Genomic DNA, 15,961 nt, shown 5'->3' on the forward strand with positions numbered 1-15,961 from the left:
CGCAGACCAAAGGGAATACACTATGAAACGCGTCGAAATCTACGTCACCAGCACCTGCCCCTTCTGCATCCGGGCCAAGCGCCTGTTGGACAAGAAGGGCATCTCCTACGAGGAAACCGATGTGGGCCGCGAGCCGCAACTGCGCGCCGCGATGACCCAACGTGCCAATGGCCGCCGGACCGTCCCGCAGATCTTCATCGGCGGCGAGCCGATCGGCGGCTGCGACGAGCTGCATGCGCTCGAACATTCGGGCAAGCTCGATCAGATGCTGGCGGGCTGACAATGAAGGCGGCGCTCGTTCAGCTTTCGGTCACGGATGATCCGGCACGGAACCTGCCGGTCACGATCGATTTCATCCGCGATGCCGCGTCGAAAGGCGCGCAACTGATCGCGACGCCCGAGTGCACCAACCTGATCTCGTCGGATCGCGCACATCAGAACGCGGTCCTGCAGCACGAGCATCACGATCCGACGCTGGAGGCGCTTTGCAACGAGGCAGAGCGCCTCGGCGTCTATATCCTGATCGGCTCGCTCTGCCTGAAATCCGGAGACGATGCGCGCTTCGCCAATCGCTCCTTCCTGATCGGGCGCAAGGGCAATATCAAAGCCCGCTACGACAAGATCCACATGTTCGACGTGGATGTGTCCGAGACCGAACGCTACCGCGAATCCGAAGCCTACCGGCCCGGGCGCGAGGCGGTTCTGGGCGCCACGAAATACGCCCAGCTGGGCCTGTCGGTCTGCTACGATCTGCGCTTCCCGCATCTCTACCGGACGCTGGCGCAGGCCGGGGCGCAGGTGCTGACGATCCCGGCGGCGTTCAACGACACGACCGGGGCCGCCCATTGGGAGGTTCTGGTACGTGCCCGCGCGATCGAGAATACCTGCTTCGTGCTCGCGCCCGCGCAATGCGGAACCCATGCCGCGCATGGCGGTCGACCGCGCCGGACCTGGGGCCACTCGCTGGCGGTCGATCCGTGGGGCAAGGTGCTGGCCGATGGCGGCACCGAGCCCGGCGTGACGCTCGTCGATCTCGATCTCGACCAGGTGGACGCGGTGCGCTCGCGGCTGCGCTCCTTGTTCCATGACCGGAGCTTCGACGGACCGTGAGCACCTTGCCCGAGAACGATCCGCTCGCCGCGACGCTGTTCGCCGAGGTCTTCATGGCCGATCAACTGGCGCGCAACGTGGTGAGCCGCGCCCTGCCGAAGGGTATGGAAATCTCGCATTTCTCGGTGCTCAACCTGCTGGCCCATATCAACGAGGAACGCACGCCCGCCCAACTGGCCGAGGCGCTGCATGTCACCCGCGGTGCGATGACCAACACGCTCGCCAAGCTGGAATGGGCGGGGCATGTGCATATCCGGCCCGACTGGGACGATGCGCGGCGCAAATGGGTCTCGCTCTCGCCCTCGGGACGGCGCGCGCGTGATGCCGCGCTGGCCTCGCTGATGCCGATCATCGGGGGGATCGTGCGCGACCTCGGTCCCGAAAAGGTCCGAGCCACCCTGCCGGTGCTCCGCGAATTGCGCGCCCGCCTCGGTCAGGCCTGAACGGATCGGGGGGCTCTGCCCCTCTGGCCTGCGGCCATTCACCCCGGGATATTTCCGCCAAACCGAAATCCGGATTTTCGCTCTTCTTCAAATACCCTAGGGGAGCGCGGTACGCGTGGGGGCAGAGTTCCCTTTTCCCTTTTGATTGTCGCCCTCCGGCGACGGCGGCGGAGCCCCCTTTCAACGTTGCGAAAACGAAAAGACCCCGCCGTTTCGCACGGCGGGGCAAGGCGCGTGCCGAGGAGCGGTCCTCAGGCACCGGCGGTAACTTCTAATTCTTGGAAGAGGGCGGAGCCTCAGTTCATCTCGGCGCGGATCTGCTGGCGCAGCAGGTCGATCGGGACCTGTTTGCCGTCGCGCTTGAACGTCCAGTAGGTCCATCCGTTGCAGGAGGGCGCGCCTTCGAGATGGGCACCGACCTGATGGATCGAGCCTTTCACGTCGTCGCCGATCAGCGTGCCGTCGGCGCGGACCTTCGCCTTGTGGCGACCGTTGAGCGAGTAGAGCTCCTCGCCCGGGCGCAGCATCCCGCGTTCGACCAGCTGGCCGAAGGGCACCCGCGGCTCGGCGCGTTTCGAGGTGGAAACCTCCAGAGCTTCCTTGTCGAACTTGCGGATCTTGGCGAGGCGCTTGAGCGCGACTTCGCGATAGGCTTCCTCGCGTTCGATACCGATGAAATCGCGGCCCAGCATCTTCGCCACGGCGCCGGTCGTGCCGGTGCCGAAGAACGGGTCGAGGATCACGTCGCCGGGGTTGGTGGTGCCGACGAGCACGCGGTGCAGCAGCGCCTCGGGCTTTTGGGTCGGGTGGGCTTTCTCGCCGTTCGAATCCTTCAGACGCTCGCCGCCATTGCAGATCGGGATCACCCAGTCGGAGCGCATCTGCACCCCTTCGTTGAGCGATTTCAGCGCTTCGTAATTGAAGGTGTATTTCGCGCCTTCGGATTTCGACGCCCAGATCAGCGTCTCATGCGCGTTCGTCAGGCGCTTGCCGCGGAAGTTCGGCATCGGGTTCGATTTGCGCCACACGACGTCGTTCAGAATCCAGAAGCCCTGGTTCTGCAGCTCTGCGCCCATGCGAAACACGTTGTGATAGGAGCCGATCACCCACATCGCGCCGTTCGGCTTAAGGATGCGGCGTGCGGCCTTCAGCCATTCGCGGGTGAAGTTGTCGTAATGCGCGAATGAGCCGAACTGGTCCCACGCGTCATCGACCGCGTCGACCTTGGAATTATCGGGGCGATGCAGGTCGCCGCGCAACTGTAGGTTGTAGGGTGGATCGGCGAAGATCAGGTCTACACTGTCCTCGGGCAGCGAGTTCATCATCTCGATGCAATCGCCTGCGAGAATTTCGTTCAGGGGCAGTGCATTGCGCACCACCGGAGTCTTGGTCTTTGCCATTTTTAGCCTCTTAACTGCCCGCCTCAGGGCCCAATATCTGGGTGCCGGCTTTGTGCCGATCTATGGCTATAAAAATGAGTCAAAGCCGATTCATCGTCAATTTCTTTTTTGAATCAAGGGCTTATATAATTCGCTTGGCACAAGATATTGTGGACCGGCTTGAAGCTTCGTCTATGAACGGGGGTAACCCCTAAATCTAGAAGCGCCTGCAGATGATCCTTCGTCGCGTAGCCCGCATTTCGTTCCCAGCCGTAGCCAGGATACTGTTGCGCCAAATCCACCATGAGCAAATCGCGGGCCTCTTTCGCGAGGATCGAGGCCGCCGCGATCGACAGGCAGCGCGCGTCGCCCTTCACGATCGGCTCGCAGGAAAGTTGCAGATCGGACGGCACGCGGTTGCCATCGACGAGGACGTGATCGGCGATCCGGGCGAGGCCTGTGACCGCCCGGCACATCGCGAGATGCGAGGCGTGATAGATATTAAGCTCGTCGATCTCCTCGACGCTGGCATGGGCCACGCAGAACTCGGCGCAGTCCATGATCCGGGCCGCCAGATCGGCGCGGCGCTTCGCGCTGAGCTTCTTCGAATCGTTGAGCCCCTCGGGAATGCAGGCTGGATCGAGAATTACCGCGGCAGCGGTGACGGGCCCGCAAAGCGGTCCGCGGCCGACTTCGTCCACGCCCGCGACGACGATCAGGCCGCGCGCGAAAGCGGCTTCTTCGAAGGAAAAGTCAGGTGAGTCTGCCATGCGTTGGGAATGCCCCGAACCGGCAGGTCTGTTCAATGAAAAAGCGGGGACCCGAAGGCCCCCGCACTGCTCGACGACGCTCTTCTTGGCGTCTGCCGCATGTCTTAACGCCGGCGGAGACGGATACCGCGATCCTCCAGGCAGTTGCTGCCGTAGACTTTCTCGACCCCGTGACGCCCGGTGCGCATCGTGAAGGCGCAGTTGGCGGGCAGCGTACGCTCTGTGCGGCGGTCGAGGCAGGAGGCGGAAACCACCTCGCCCCAGCCGCGGCGGGTCTTCACGCGCTGCACGCATTCCGCAGGCAGGTAGATGCGGTCTCGGTCATGGCGATAGCGGTCGTGGTCGTAGCGTTCCTGCGCGCGCTTGCGGCGGGCTTCGGCGGCGCGACGCTCGCGCTCGCGGCGTTCACGCTCCAGTCGGCGCTGCCGGTCCTGCCAGCTTTCATAGCGCGGCTGCGCCTTCTTCGCCTTGTGGTCGTTCTTGTTCATACCGTCGAGCAGCAACGCGGCGGCACCGACCCCAAGCAGGATGGTTAGCGCCTGACGGTCCTTCTTGCCCAGCGCGGCGGCGGGCGTGGCACTGATCGCGACGGAGCCCAGCGCGAGGGCGAGGGCGGTGATGGCGGCGGTGGCCTTGGTCTTGAGGCTCATGGCTTCGGTCCTTTCACTCGGCAGCCCGAAGGCCGCGTGACGTCGATGAACCGAGATTGGGCCGGGGGTCGAAAGTCAGGCAATAACGGCCCCCTGCTATCGGATAACAGACCGGCCAACCCCCTTTGGCTATTGAATAACACGGGCATTGCGCGCAGCGTGTTCCACATGAAACATGCAGTCCTCATATTGGCGTTTCTCGCCTCTGCCTCGGCCGCGCAGGCCGAGTGCTATGCCGACTACAAGGCCAAGCGCGACAACCCGTTGCAGCTGCAATACGGGGTTGCGCAGGTCTCGGACTCGGCCTGTTCGAAAAAGGCGGCGGCGCGCGAATTGGCGCCGAAGCTGAAAGCCGATGGGTGGACCTTGCTGACGGTTCTCTCCACATTCGGCCCCGATGGCTTGGAGCAAAGGAAGGCCAGTGCCGGACAATATTTCCTCCGTTACTGACAGTCTGCGATTGGGCTCGCGCGCGGTCGTGGGCGGGATCGTCGCCGTGGTTGCGATTCTCGCGGTCGCTGCGGTGCTACTATTCGCGAACCTGCCGAATGCGGATGCGTTCAACGCGCGAGTCGAGCAGATCTTCGTGCAAAACGACAACCTGACCTCGCAGGCCGAAATCAAACTGCTGGAGGTGCTCGCGCAATCGGGCACCGCGTTCTCTGATGTGCTGGCGAATTACCGGGTAATCATCTTCATCCTCCTGATCTTCGCCGCCGCGTTGCTGATCGCGACGATCGTCTTCCTGCTGCTGCTGATCGCGCTGAACAAGCGCATGACCGAAATCCGCCGCGCCGGGATCGAGGTGCAGAGCCTGCGCATCCTGCGCGGCGAAAACGCGGTCATGCTCAACGATATGGGCTTCACACTGACCCCGGCCGCGATCGAGACGCTGTCTGTTCTGGCCGAAGCGCGGATGGATGACGACATCCTCACCGGCGCGCAGATCGAGGCGATGATCTCGGGCCGCGACGAGGCCGATTGCGACGAGGCGGCGGGCGCCACGCGGATCAAACGGCTGCGCGACAGCCTCGGAAATCAGCTCGTCAGCGAGCTTCTGGTGCGCAACATTTCCCGCAAAGGCTATGCGCTTAGCGTGGCCAAGGATGCGATCCGAGTCGACTGATCCGGTTGCGCCACTGTCACATGGGCCCTATATCGCAGGGTCTGTTGACCTGCGGGGGAGCCATGTCCGATACGCCCTTCTACCTGATCGACGAGGCCCGACTGCGCGAGAACATGCGCAAGATCGAGCGTCTGCGCGAACGTTCCGGCGCGAAAGCCCTGCTGGCGCTGAAATGTTTCGCGACTTGGTCGGCCTTCGACATCATGAAGCCCTACATGGATGGCACGACCTCCAGCTCGCTGTTCGAGCTGCATCTCGGGCGTGAGAAATTCGGCAAGGAAACCCATGCCTATTCGGTCGCCTGGGCCGATCACGAGATCGACGAGGCCATCGGGTATGCCGACAAGATCATCTTCAACTCGCTGAGCCAGCTGGATCGCTTTGGCGAGAAGGCGGCGCATATCGAGCGTGGCCTGCGCCTGAACCCGCGATTTTCGACCTCCGGCTTCGATCTGGCCGACCCGGCGCGGCCGTTCTCGCGGCTGGGCGAATGGGATGCCGAGCGGCTCGAGGCGGCGATGGATCGCATCTCGGGCGTGATGATCCACTACAATTGCGAGAACGCCGATTTCGCGCTGTTCGATCATCAGCTGAGCCGCATCGAAGCCGAGTTCGGCGATATTCTGAAGCGCCTGAAATGGGTGAGCCTTGGTGGCGGCATCCATTTCACCGGCGAAGATTACCCGCTCGACGATCTGGCCGACCGACTGAAGAAATTCTCCGAAGATTTCGACGTGCAGGTCTATCTCGAGCCTGGCGAGGCCTCCATCACGCAGAGTGCCTCGCTCGAAGTCACGGTGCTCGACATTCTCGACAACGGCAAGAAGATCGCCATCGTCGACAGCAGCATCGAGGCGCATATGCTCGACCTGCTGATCTATCGCGAGACTGCGAAGCTGCCGCAACAGGGCAAATACGAATACCAGATCGCCGGAAAAACCTGCCTCGCGGGCGACATCTTCGGAGAGGCGCGGTTCGACAAACCGCTCGAAATCGGCGACCGTATCTCGATTGCCGATGCCGCCGGTTACACGATGGTCAAGAAGAACTGGTTCAACGGCGTTGCGATGCCTGCTATCGCCATCCGCCGCGAAAATGGGAACATCGACCGGATTCGCGACTTCACCTATGAGGATTATCGCGCCTCATTGTCCTGAGGGCCCACAAGAGCCCCCTTCCCCTGTCCGCAAACAAAGGAGACAGCCGAAGTGAAAAAGAACGTGCTCATCATCGGAGCGGGCGGCGTCGCCCAGGTCGTGGCGCATAAATGCGCGCAGAACAACGACATCTTGGGCGATCTGCACATCGCCTCGCGCACCAAATCGAAATGCGATGCGATCATCGAAAGCGTGCATGAGAAAGGCGCGATGAAGGTCGAGGGCACGTTTGAGGCGCATGCGGTGGATGCGACCGATTCCGAGGCCGTCGCCGAGCTTATCCGCAAGACCGGGTCCCAGATCGTGATCAACGTCGGCACCGCCTTCGTGAACATGCACGTCCTCGATGGCTGCATCGCCACCGGCGCCGCCTATATCGACACCGCGATTCATGAAGAGCCCGACAAGATCTGCGAAACCCCGCCTTGGTATGCCAATTACGAATGGAAGAAGCGCGACCTGTGCGCCGAACATGGCGTGACTGCGATCCTCGGCGCGGGCTTCGATCCGGGCGTGGTGAACGCCTATGCGCGTTTCGCCATCGACCAGATGGACGAGGTGAGATCGATCGACATCGTCGACATCAACGCGGGCTCGCACGGCAAGTATTTCGCGACCAATTTCGATCCGGAGATCAACTTCCGCGAATTCACCGGAGTCGTCTATTACTGGGAAGACCAGCAGTGGAAAGAGACGAGCATGTTCGCCTCGGGCCACGAATGGGATCTGCCCGTCGTAGGCCCGTCGCAGGCCTACCAGTCGGGCCATGACGAGGTGCACTCGCTCGCCACCAACTATCCGCAGGCCGACGTGCGCTTCTGGATGGGCTTCGGCGATCACTACATCAACGTCTTCACCGTGCTGAAGAACCTCGGCCTGTTGTCGGAACAGCCGGTGAAAACCGCCGAGGGTCTGGAAGTCGTGCCGCTGAAAGTGGTGAAGGCCGTGCTGCCCGACCCGTCGAGCCTCGCGCCGAACTACACCGGCAAGACCTGCATCGGCGATCTGGTGAAAGGCACGAAGGACGGCAAGGACGTGGAGTATTTTGTCTATAACGTCGCCGATCACAAAGAAGCCTACGAAGAGGTCGGCTCGCAGGGCATCTCCTATACGGCAGGTGTGCCGCCGGTTGCCGCCGCAATCCTGATCGCGCAGGGCGACTGGGATGCGAAGACGATGAAGAACGTCGAAGAGATGGACCCCAAACCCTTCTTCACCGAGCTCGACCGCATGGGCCTTCCGACCCGCGTGATGGTCGGCGGCCTCAAGGGCGAGGACAAATCCTGGACCGAGGTTTGAGCGGTCGCACCAGAAACACGAAAGGCCCGCATAGCGCGGGCCTTTTTCATGTCTGATTGGCGATCCCGGCAGGATTCGAACCTGCAACCTGCCCCTTAGGAGGGGGCTGCTCTATCCAGTTGAGCCACGGGACCGCACAGCGCCTTTGATGCCGCCAAAGAGCTTGTGGCGCAAGTCCATCGCGGTGGTGCTGCGAAAAACCGCAGCCGCTATGCCGCGCATCTAGTGCGGTCGTGAATTCGGGAACTGGTTGGGAAGAAAGAAAAGGGAGCGCAAATTGGCCCACTGCGCCCCCTTTCGCGTCCCTCGCCCTGACGAATCCGACAGGTGCGCGGGTCTGTCCAGGTATCGAGCGGAGATTATCCGACCCTATAACCGTTAACGCTAACATACTGGTCATCATTCGCTTGCGCAAGGGAAATGTTTGGCGCTAACAAGAGGTGAAACTTGAGGAACTGCCCTTGTCCCGCCCCATCGAAACCCGCCGCCCCTTGACCCTGCGCGATGTCTCCGAAGCCTCCGGCGTCTCCGAGATGACCGTGAGCCGCGTGCTGCGCAATCGCGGCGATGTCTCTGATGCGACACGCGAAAAGGTCCTGCAAGCCGCGAAGGCGCTTGGCTACGTGCCCAACAAGATCGCCGGCGCGCTCGCCTCGCAGCGGGTGAACCTCGTGGCCGTGATCATCCCGTCGCTGTCGAACCTCGTCTTCCCGAAAGTCCTGTCGAGCGTATCTGACGAGCTTGAGGATACCGGGCTGCAGCCGGTCGTGGGCGTGACGAATTACTCGCCCGAGAAGGAAGAGCAGGTTCTCTATGAGATGCTCTCGTGGCGCCCCTCGGGGGTGATCATCGCGGGGGTCGAACACACGCCCGCCTCTCGCGCGATGCTGCAGAACGCGGGCATTCCGGTGGTCGAGATCATGGATGTCGATGGTGAGGGGATCGACTCGGTCGTCGGTATCTCGCATCGCCGCGCCGGGCTGCACATGGCCGAGGCGATCATCGCCGCGGGCTATCGCAAGATCGGGTTCCTCGGGACGAAAATGCCCGAGGATCACCGGGCGCGCAAACGGCTCGAAGGGTTCAAGGAAGGGCTCGCCAAGGCGGGGATCGAACTGGCCGATACCGAGTTCTACGGCGGCGGTTCTGCGCTCGCGAAAGGACGCGAGATGACGGAGACGATGCTCAAGCGCTCGCCCGATCTCGATTTTCTCTATTATTCGAACGACATGATCGGCGCAGGCGGTCTGCTTTGGTGCCTCGACAATGGGATCGACGTGCCCGGCAAGATGGGTCTCGCGGGGTTCAACGGACTCGAACTGCTCGACGGTCTGTCGGTGCGGCTCGCCACGATGAATGCCTGCCGGGCCGAGATCGGGCGCAAGGCGGCGCAGATCATTTCGGGTCGCTCGCAAAGCGGGATGATCGGCGGCGAGGTGATCGAGCTGGAGCCGACCCTCGATCCCGGCGACACGATCCGTAAAGTCTGATCAGTCGAGGCGGCAGCATCCGGTCAGCGCGCGACGACCTGCGGATGTCTTCAGGAAGAGATCGAGCCCGATCGCGTAAAGCGCATCGCTCATGCCATCGGAACACGTGCCGCCCTTGAACACCACAAAGCCGTCCGTGCCTTTTCCCGACAGTTTCATCCCCACCGTCTCGGCCTTTCCGTTTTGCGGAGCCCCTGACCATCCGACATCGAGGTTTTGCGCAGCCTCCCCCGCCATCTCGAACCGAAAGAGCCCCGGCGCGTAGCGCAGCGACCAGAACGGCTCCGTCCCGGAACAGGCTAGCGGCACCTGTTCGGTCCACCACGGCGGCATCGGAACGTCCTTGAGAAATCGCGCCGCAGCCCACCCCGTGCGTCCATCGACATTCAACCTGAGCCATTTTTCGTCCGCGGATGCGCCCGTTATCTCGATGCCTGTCGCTCCGGGAGACAATGTGCCTAGGACGGGCGCCGATGCGGTCGGCTCCGCCCGGAGATTGAGAACATCGTCGGCAGCGACGCCGGTGACCGCCGCGTAGTGGGGAAAGTCCTCTGCCAGAACGGATCCGGCAGAACTCATCGCAAGGGCCAGACCGAGGCCAATCGTTCGGATGGTATTCGCGGCCATAACAGCGCTCCTTTTCGAAACGAGCCTGCCTGAAAAGGCACTAACGCCGCGCCCCCCAGCTGATCGAGGCGTATTGACGCGTGTAGAATTCGCCCAGAAGGCCGATCATCAGGATCGCTAGCCCGACATAGAGCGGATATTCCCAGTTCGAGAAATGCGGATTGTAATTGATGAAGGTGAAGCCGCGCGCTTGATCGATCGTGTGGAACAGCGGGTTCCAGTTGAACAGGATCAGCATCTTGTGCGGCAGATTGTTCGCGAGAAACATCTTTCCCGAGGCGATCATGTTGGCACGGGTGTAGACCTGCTGGATCACGCCCACCACTTCGGGTGCCCAGGGCTTCGCCGCCAACAGCACAACCCCGACCGCGAGCCCCGTGAACCACGCCAGCAACACCATCCCGAAGGCACCGACCCAATCGTAGATCTCGATCGGCTTGAAGGCCGCATGGTAGATGTAGAGCACCGTCACCATCGACAGCACCTGGATGTAGAGCGCGCTCAGCGCCGCCGCGGAGATCGAGACCGCGGTGGTCATCGGCGCGTGTTTCATCATCGCCGAGGTCGGCCCCTCAGATCCGAAGACCGCGCCCAGGGTCTTGGTATGGGTCATGTAGAGGAAAATGCCGGTCATGATGTAGAGCAGGAAATCGCCGCGCACCGAGCTGGACCGCATCCCCAATATGCTGAACATGACGTAGAAAGAAATGACCAGCATCATCGTCTGGACCATGTTCAGCAGCAGGCCGATCAACGCATTGCCGTGGGTCTTGCGCAGATTGCGCACCGTCGCATGGTAGATCAACTCCAGCAGGCTGAAGGTCGTCCCGAGCTTGGTCGCTTTCGTCTCCGGTCTGAACATGTTCCTGCCGATTCGGGCGCGTTGCGGCCCAAGCTAGGTCGGATTGCTTGCTCAACCCTTGTCGCCGCATCATAAGGGGGGAGTTGGAGCATAGCAATTGGGCCTTAACAAGGCCGGGAGAGGCGTGACGATGGATTTCGAACATCTGATGCGAGTGATGCGGCGACTGGCGCTCGAGGCAGGCGACAAGATCATGGAGATCTACGACTCGCCGGATTTCGAGGTGAAGTCGAAGTCGGACAACTCGCCGGTGACCGAAGCCGACGAGGCCGCCGACGCGCTGATCTCCGCCGGGCTGCGCGCCGAATTTCCCGACGTGCCGCTCGTCACCGAGGAACAGGCCGCGAGCCATTCGCAGGAGGTGTCGACCTTCCTCATCGTCGATCCGCTCGACGGCACGAAGGAATTCGTGAAGCGCCGCGGCGATTTCACCGTCAACATCGCCTATGTCGAGAATGGCAAGCCGGTGCGTGGCGTGGTCTATGCGCCCGCCAAGGGGCGGCTGTTCTACACACTGGCCGAGGGCCGCGCGGTCGAAGAAGACGGCCCCTTCGACAAGGAGCGCCCCGGCAAGCAGCAGCCGATCACGGTTTCGATGCCCGACAATCGCGGTCTGATGGTGGTTGCGTCGAAATCGCATCGCGATCAGGCGACCGACGAATACATCGGCAAATACGCGGTGAAGGATATGGCCTCGGCCGGGTCGTCGCTGAAATTCTGCCTTGTCGCGACGGGCGAGGCAGACCTCTATCCACGTCTGGGCCGCACGATGGAATGGGACACGGCGGCAGGTGACGCGGTTCTGCGCGGCGCGGGCGGCGAGATGATCCGCTTCGAAGATCACGCGCCCTTCACCTATGGCAAGCCTGGCTTCGAGAACCCGTTCTTCATCGCCTACGCTCCCGGCGTTCTGCTGGTGAAGTGATGTCTGTCCTCATCGTCATTCCGGCGCGCTACGCGTCGAGCCGTTATCCCGGCAAGCCGCTGGTCGAACTGACCGGCGCCACGGGCGAGAAAAAGACCCTGATCCAGCGTAGCTGGGAGGCGGCGACGCAGGTCGGCGGCGTCGACCGGGTCGTGGTGGCCACCGATGACGCCCGTATCCGCGACGCCTGCCAGGCCTTCGGCGCGGAGGTGGTGATGACCTCGGAGAGCTGCCGTAACGGGACCGAGCGCTGCGCCGAAGCTGCCGCAACGCTTGGCGGTGACTACGATATCGTGGTGAACCTGCAAGGCGACGCGCCGCTGACTCCCGCCTGGTTCATCGAAGACCTCGTGACGGGGTTGCGCGCCAATGACTGGGCCGAACTCGCGACCCCGGTGCTGCGCTGCGAGGGCGCAATGCTGAAAAGCCTTCTGGAAGATCGCCAGAACGGGCGGGTGGGCGGCACCACGGCGGTGTTCGGCGCAGGCAATCGCGGGCTCTATTTCTCGAAAGAGGTCATTCCTTTCACCTCCGAGAGTTACGCGGACGAAGCCCCGACGCCGGTGTTCCACCATGTGGGCGTCTATGCTTACCGACCGGACACGCTGGCGGCCTATGCAGGCTGGCCGATCGGGCCTCTGGAGACTCTCGAAGGGCTGGAGCAATTGCGTTTCCTAGAGAACGGGCGTGCAGTGCTCTGCGCAGAAGTCGAGGCGCGCGGACGGCAATTCTGGGAACTCAACAATCCATCAGACGTGGCCCGGATAGAATCCATGATGCAGCAGATGCAGCTCCCCTGACTGCGGCGATTTATCGCCGAACACGCGTAAACCGCGAATTTTCACGGCGTTGAACGAAACAATTTTCGCGTTTGCAGCATTTCTTCCTTTTGGAGTGCTCAACGCGAAAATCGGTCCCTTGTTGGATTGAGGCTTTGGGGACACAATAAACCAACTTCTGACGATTTGATCGTAGCAACCCTATAGGTGACGAATGAAAAGCAAGGTGACGAAGGCGATCTTCCCGGTGGCCGGCCTCGGAACCCGCTTCCTGCCCGCGACGAAATCGATCCCGAAAGAGATCCTCACGCTGGTGGACCGCCCGCTTATCCAATACGCCATCGACGAGGCGCGCGCGGCCGGTATCGAGGAATTCATCTTCGTCACCTCGCGCGGCAAATCTGCGCTCGAGGATTACTTCGACAACGCCCCCGAGCTCGAAAGCGCGCTCTCGCAGAAGGGCAAGACCGAGATTCTCGACGAGTTGAAGAAGACCAACATGGATAGCGGCGCGATTGCCTATGTCCGCCAGAACCAGCCGCTGGGTCTGGGCCATGCGGTCTGGTGCGCGCGCCGTCTGGTGCATGACGAAGCCTTCGCCGTGATCCTGACCGACGACGTCATCGCCGCCGACAAGCCCTGTCTGCAGCAGATGATGGAAGCCTATAACGAGACCGGCGGGAACTATGTCGCGGCGATGGAAGTCCCCGCCGACAAGACCGCCTCCTACGGTGTTCTGGATGTGGGCCCGGGCGACGGTCCGCGCCTGCCCGTCAATGGCATGGTCGAGAAGCCCAAGCCCGAAGATGCGCCCTCGAACCTCGCGGTGATCGGTCGTTACATCCTGACCCCGCGGATCATGTGGAACCTCGATGCGCGCAAGGCGGGAGCCGGTGGAGAGATCCAGCTGACCGACGCCATCGCGCAGGAAATCCACGGCGGCAACTCGGTCTACGCCTATCGCTTCGACGGCCAACGTTACGATTGCGGATCGAAAGCGGGCTTCCTGCAGGCAACGGTGGCCTTCGGCCTCCAGCGCCCGGATCTGAAGGACGAGTTCGGCGAGTATCTCTCCGATCTCTCCGCGATGCGGCAGGCTGCCGAGTAAGCGATGAAGCATGTGTTGGTGACGGGCGGTGCGGGCTATATCGGCTCGCACGCCTGCAAGGCGCTGGCCGCGGCGGGCTACGTCCCGGTCTGTTTCGACAATTTCTCGACCGGCTGGAAAGAAGCGGTGAAATTCGGCCCCGTCGAGGAGGGCGATCTGGCCGATCGCGCCCGGCTCGACGAAGTGTTCGCCAAGTATCAGCCCATCGCTGTAATGCATTTCGCGGCGCTCAGCCTCGTCGGCGAGTCGATGAAAGATCCGGCGAAATATTGGCGCACCAACGTGAATTGCGCGCTGAACCTGATCGAGGCGGCCGTCGATGCAGACTGCCGCAACTTCGTCTTCTCCTCGACCTGTGCGACCTACGGCGATCAGGACGGGGTGGTGCTGGATGAGAACACAGAACAGCGCCCGATCAACGCCTATGGCGGATCGAAACGCGCCATCGAAGACATGCTGCGCGATTTCGGCGCGAGCCACGGGATGAACTCCGTGATCTTTCGCTATTTCAACGTGGCGGGCGCCGATCCCGACGCAGAAGTCGGCGAGCAGCACATCCCCGAGACGCATCTGATCCCGCTGATGCTCGACGCGATCGCGGGCAAACGCCCGGCGCTGACCGTGTTCGGCTCGGATTACGCGACGCGCGACGGCACCTGCATCCGCGATTACGTGCATGTCTCCGATCTGGTCGATGCGCATGTGCTGGGTCTGAAATGGCTCGAGGATGGCAAACCCTCGCGGGTCTTCTGCCTCGGCTCTGGCAACGGGTTCTCGGTGCGCGAAGTGATCGACGCCTCGCGCGCGGTAACCAATCGCGATGTTCCGATCGTCGAGGGGGACCGTCGACCGGGCGATGCGGCGTCGCTTGTGTCGGGCTCGAAACGGGCGACCGAGGAGCTTGGCTGGCAGCCGAAGCGGTCGGACCTGTCCACCATGATTTCCGATGCATGGCGTTGGCATCAGGCGAAAGAGTATGAATACTGACCCCGAGGCAGGGTCAGGAGTATGGATGCCATCGCGCCATGAGCTTTGGGAGAGCTACAGGCTGCGCCTCAAGCGCAAGCACTTCCTGTGGCGCGCCCTGCGCAAGCGGCATCAGCTCGACAGCGTCACCAACCGCACCGGCAAGATAAGGCCCTGTGCGATCCTCGCCTTCGCGGTGATGCGCAACGAGGCGCGGCGGCTGCCCTTTTTCCTCAAGCATTACCGCAAGCTGGGCGTCGATCACTTCCTGATCGTCGATAATGGCAGCACGGATGACACCGCCGCGCTGCTGGCGGAAGCGCGCGACGTCTCGCTGTGGCAGACGGCGGGCAGCTACCGGGCCTCGCGTTTCGGGCTCGATTGGGTGACATGGCTGATGCTGCGCTACGGGCACGATCGCTGGTGCCTGACCGTCGATGCGGATGAGCTGCTGATCTACCCTTATCACGACAGCCGCCCCCTGCCCGCGCTGACCGACTGGCTCGACCGGTCCGAGCAGCGCTGTTTCCCAGCGATGATGCTCGACCTCTACCCGAAGGGGCCGCTGGGCGCGCAGCGCTATGAGGCGGGGCAGGACCCGCGCAAGATCCTGAGCTGGTTCGATGCCGGGAATTACATGATGACCCGGCAGGACCGGACCGACGCGCTGTGGATTCAGGGCGGACCCCGGGCACGGGCGTTTTTTGCCCACAACCCCCGGCAAGCGCCGACCCTGTCGAAAATCCCGTTGGTGCGGTGGCATCGCCGGTGGGCCTATCTGAACTCAACCCATGCGCTGCTGCCCCGCCACCTGAACCAGACTTACGACACGGAGGGCGGCGAGGCCATCTCGGGGCTGCTGCTGCACACGAAGTTTCTCGACGAGATCGTGGACAAGTCGAAGGAGGAGAAATCACGCGGCGAGCATTTCGGCCAGCCCGCGGAATTCGACCAGTATTACGACGCGCTGGCCGCCGATCCGGAACTCTGGACGCCGCATTCGACGCGGCTCGGCGACTGGCGACAACTGGAGGCGCAGGGGCTGATGTCGCGCGGCGGGTGGATGTAAATTTGTTGACTTGGGGGCAACAATACTGACGTGAGCGTGAAGCGCGGGCTTCTCAGTTGCAAGCAAACCGGGTAAGTATCGGAAGATATTGATAACCCGTTAAAAACTTGCCGATTTGAACCGGGCGACCTTTAACGATTTGAAAACTACGATACGAGCATCACGGGACCGAAGCGGCACGAAATGACCGCGACGTCGAAG

The 15,961-nt window shown here is 62.3% G+C and carries 18 protein-coding genes and 1 tRNA gene; 13 read left to right on the top strand and 6 right to left on the bottom strand.

Going from position 1 to position 15,961, the window contains the following annotated elements:
• Nucleotides 1–22: 22 nt before the first annotated feature.
• From grxC to B6V72_RS10050, 3 genes are read left to right on the top strand one after another with little or no spacing between them, the layout of a single operon-like run.
• Nucleotides 23–280, top strand: a complete 258-nt coding sequence (grxC, locus tag B6V72_RS10040; protein ID WP_088725254.1) for a glutaredoxin 3 — start codon at nt 23–25, stop codon at nt 278–280.
• Between the two features lie 2 nt (nt 281–282).
• Nucleotides 283–1,110, top strand: coding sequence for a carbon-nitrogen hydrolase family protein (locus B6V72_RS10045; RefSeq protein ID WP_075775203.1), 828 nt, complete (start codon nt 283–285; stop codon nt 1,108–1,110).
• 53 nt (nt 1,111–1,163) lie between these two features.
• Nucleotides 1,164–1,553 (top strand): MarR family transcriptional regulator, encoded by a 390-nt coding sequence (locus B6V72_RS10050; protein WP_075775454.1) that lies wholly within the window; start codon nt 1,164–1,166, stop codon nt 1,551–1,553.
• Between the two features lie 296 nt (nt 1,554–1,849).
• On the opposite strand, the gene B6V72_RS10055 is transcribed toward B6V72_RS10050, so the two are convergent.
• From B6V72_RS10055 to B6V72_RS10065, 3 genes are all read right to left on the bottom strand, one after another.
• Nucleotides 1,850–2,953 carry a site-specific DNA-methyltransferase gene (locus B6V72_RS10055; protein WP_075775202.1) on the bottom strand — a complete coding sequence of 368 codons (1,104 nt, stop codon included), beginning with the start codon at nt 2,951–2,953 and terminating at the stop codon, nt 1,850–1,852.
• 113 nt (nt 2,954–3,066) lie between these two features.
• Complete coding sequence (locus B6V72_RS10060) at nt 3,067–3,702, bottom strand: ribonuclease HII (protein ID WP_088727573.1); 636 nt, start codon at nt 3,700–3,702, stop codon at nt 3,067–3,069.
• A gap of 104 nt (nt 3,703–3,806) precedes the next feature.
• Entirely contained in the window at nt 3,807–4,352 is a 546-nt protein-coding gene (locus B6V72_RS10065; protein ID WP_075775200.1) for a hypothetical protein, read from the bottom strand.
• A 168-nt stretch (nt 4,353–4,520) separates the two neighbouring features.
• Here B6V72_RS10065 and B6V72_RS10070 point away from each other — a divergent pair, with 168 nt between their 5' ends.
• The 4 genes from B6V72_RS10070 (at nt 4,521) to B6V72_RS10085 (ending at nt 7,934) form a co-directional block, all read left to right on the top strand.
• A complete protein-coding gene (locus B6V72_RS10070) occupies nt 4,521–4,802 on the top strand; it encodes a hypothetical protein (RefSeq protein ID WP_075775453.1) in 282 nt (93 codons plus the stop codon).
• Nucleotides 4,774–5,478, top strand: a complete 705-nt coding sequence (locus tag B6V72_RS10075) for a helix-turn-helix domain-containing protein (protein ID WP_098409595.1) — start codon at nt 4,774–4,776, stop codon at nt 5,476–5,478. Before B6V72_RS10070 ends, B6V72_RS10075 begins: the two co-directional genes overlap by 29 nt.
• 62 nt (nt 5,479–5,540) lie before the next feature.
• Nucleotides 5,541–6,635: a carboxynorspermidine decarboxylase gene (nspC, locus tag B6V72_RS10080; RefSeq protein WP_088735474.1), complete on the top strand. Its 1,095-nt coding sequence runs from the start codon at nt 5,541–5,543 to the stop codon at nt 6,633–6,635.
• A gap of 51 nt (nt 6,636–6,686) precedes the next feature.
• Nucleotides 6,687–7,934 (top strand): saccharopine dehydrogenase family protein, encoded by a 1,248-nt coding sequence (locus B6V72_RS10085; protein WP_088719910.1) that lies wholly within the window; start codon nt 6,687–6,689, stop codon nt 7,932–7,934.
• Nucleotides 7,935–7,991: 57 nt separating this feature from the next.
• On the opposite strand, the gene B6V72_RS10090 is transcribed toward B6V72_RS10085, so the two are convergent.
• A tRNA-Arg gene (locus B6V72_RS10090) sits at nt 7,992–8,068 on the bottom strand.
• A gap of 327 nt (nt 8,069–8,395) precedes the next feature.
• On the opposite strand from B6V72_RS10090, the gene B6V72_RS10095 reads away from it, so the two are divergent.
• Entirely contained in the window at nt 8,396–9,424 is a 1,029-nt protein-coding gene (locus tag B6V72_RS10095; protein ID WP_088725257.1) for a LacI family DNA-binding transcriptional regulator, read from the top strand.
• Here B6V72_RS10095 and B6V72_RS10100 read toward each other — a convergent pair whose 3' ends face one another.
• On the bottom strand, nt 9,425–10,051 hold the full coding sequence (locus tag B6V72_RS10100) for an SH3 domain-containing protein (RefSeq protein WP_088735475.1): 627 nt from the start codon (nt 10,049–10,051) through the stop codon (nt 9,425–9,427).
• Nucleotides 10,052–10,091: 40 nt separating this feature from the next.
• Entirely contained in the window at nt 10,092–10,913 is an 822-nt protein-coding gene (locus B6V72_RS10105) for an ABC transporter permease (RefSeq protein ID WP_075775195.1), read from the bottom strand.
• Between the two features lie 130 nt (nt 10,914–11,043).
• Here B6V72_RS10105 and cysQ point away from each other — a divergent pair, with 130 nt between their 5' ends.
• From cysQ to B6V72_RS10130, 5 genes are all read left to right on the top strand, one after another.
• The gene (gene cysQ, locus B6V72_RS10110) at nt 11,044–11,838 is read left to right on the top strand and encodes a 3'(2'),5'-bisphosphate nucleotidase CysQ (protein ID WP_075775194.1); all 795 of its coding nucleotides are present in this window, start codon (nt 11,044–11,046) and stop codon (nt 11,836–11,838) included.
• Nucleotides 11,838–12,638 carry a manno-octulosonate cytidylyltransferase gene (locus B6V72_RS10115; RefSeq protein ID WP_088735476.1) on the top strand — a complete coding sequence of 267 codons (801 nt, stop codon included), beginning with the start codon at nt 11,838–11,840 and terminating at the stop codon, nt 12,636–12,638. The genes cysQ and B6V72_RS10115 overlap by 1 nt, the downstream gene beginning before the upstream one ends.
• 193 nt (nt 12,639–12,831) lie before the next feature.
• On the top strand, nt 12,832–13,725 hold the full coding sequence (galU, locus tag B6V72_RS10120; RefSeq protein WP_075775192.1) for a UTP--glucose-1-phosphate uridylyltransferase GalU: 894 nt from the start codon (nt 12,832–12,834) through the stop codon (nt 13,723–13,725).
• A gap of 3 nt (nt 13,726–13,728) precedes the next feature.
• Nucleotides 13,729–14,712 (top strand): UDP-glucose 4-epimerase GalE, encoded by a 984-nt coding sequence (gene galE, locus B6V72_RS10125; protein WP_088735477.1) that lies wholly within the window; start codon nt 13,729–13,731, stop codon nt 14,710–14,712.
• 25 nt (nt 14,713–14,737) lie between these two features.
• Complete coding sequence (locus B6V72_RS10130) at nt 14,738–15,760, top strand: glycosyltransferase family 2 protein (RefSeq protein ID WP_088723195.1); 1,023 nt, start codon at nt 14,738–14,740, stop codon at nt 15,758–15,760.
• Nucleotides 15,761–15,961 lie beyond the last annotated feature (201 nt).

This window comes from Thioclava sp. F34-6 (assembly GCF_002213235.1).
GTDB classification, from domain to species: domain Bacteria; phylum Pseudomonadota; class Alphaproteobacteria; order Rhodobacterales; family Rhodobacteraceae; genus Thioclava; species Thioclava nitratireducens.

Coding starts and splice junctions, on each gene's coding strand:
- B6V72_RS10105 (WP_075775195.1), bottom strand. CDS start 10,913: ATGTTCAGACCGGAGACGAAAGCGACCAAGCTCGGGACGACCTTCAGC.
- B6V72_RS10115 (WP_088735476.1), top strand. CDS start 11,838: ATGTCTGTCCTCATCGTCATTCCGGCGCGCTACGCGTCGAGCCGTTAT.
- galU (WP_075775192.1), top strand. CDS start 12,832: ATGAAAAGCAAGGTGACGAAGGCGATCTTCCCGGTGGCCGGCCTCGGA.
- nspC (WP_088735474.1), top strand. CDS start 5,541: ATGTCCGATACGCCCTTCTACCTGATCGACGAGGCCCGACTGCGCGAG.
- B6V72_RS10050 (WP_075775454.1), top strand. CDS start 1,164: ATGGCCGATCAACTGGCGCGCAACGTGGTGAGCCGCGCCCTGCCGAAG.
- grxC (WP_088725254.1), top strand. CDS start 23: ATGAAACGCGTCGAAATCTACGTCACCAGCACCTGCCCCTTCTGCATC.
- B6V72_RS10060 (WP_088727573.1), bottom strand. CDS start 3,702: ATGGCAGACTCACCTGACTTTTCCTTCGAAGAAGCCGCTTTCGCGCGC.
- B6V72_RS10055 (WP_075775202.1), bottom strand. CDS start 2,953: ATGGCAAAGACCAAGACTCCGGTGGTGCGCAATGCACTGCCCCTGAAC.
- B6V72_RS10130 (WP_088723195.1), top strand. CDS start 14,738: ATGCCATCGCGCCATGAGCTTTGGGAGAGCTACAGGCTGCGCCTCAAG.
- B6V72_RS10100 (WP_088735475.1), bottom strand. CDS start 10,051: ATGGCCGCGAATACCATCCGAACGATTGGCCTCGGTCTGGCCCTTGCG.
- B6V72_RS10065 (WP_075775200.1), bottom strand. CDS start 4,352: ATGAGCCTCAAGACCAAGGCCACCGCCGCCATCACCGCCCTCGCCCTC.
- B6V72_RS10070 (WP_075775453.1), top strand. CDS start 4,521: ATGAAACATGCAGTCCTCATATTGGCGTTTCTCGCCTCTGCCTCGGCC.
- cysQ (WP_075775194.1), top strand. CDS start 11,044: ATGGATTTCGAACATCTGATGCGAGTGATGCGGCGACTGGCGCTCGAG.
- galE (WP_088735477.1), top strand. CDS start 13,729: ATGAAGCATGTGTTGGTGACGGGCGGTGCGGGCTATATCGGCTCGCAC.
- B6V72_RS10045 (WP_075775203.1), top strand. CDS start 283: ATGAAGGCGGCGCTCGTTCAGCTTTCGGTCACGGATGATCCGGCACGG.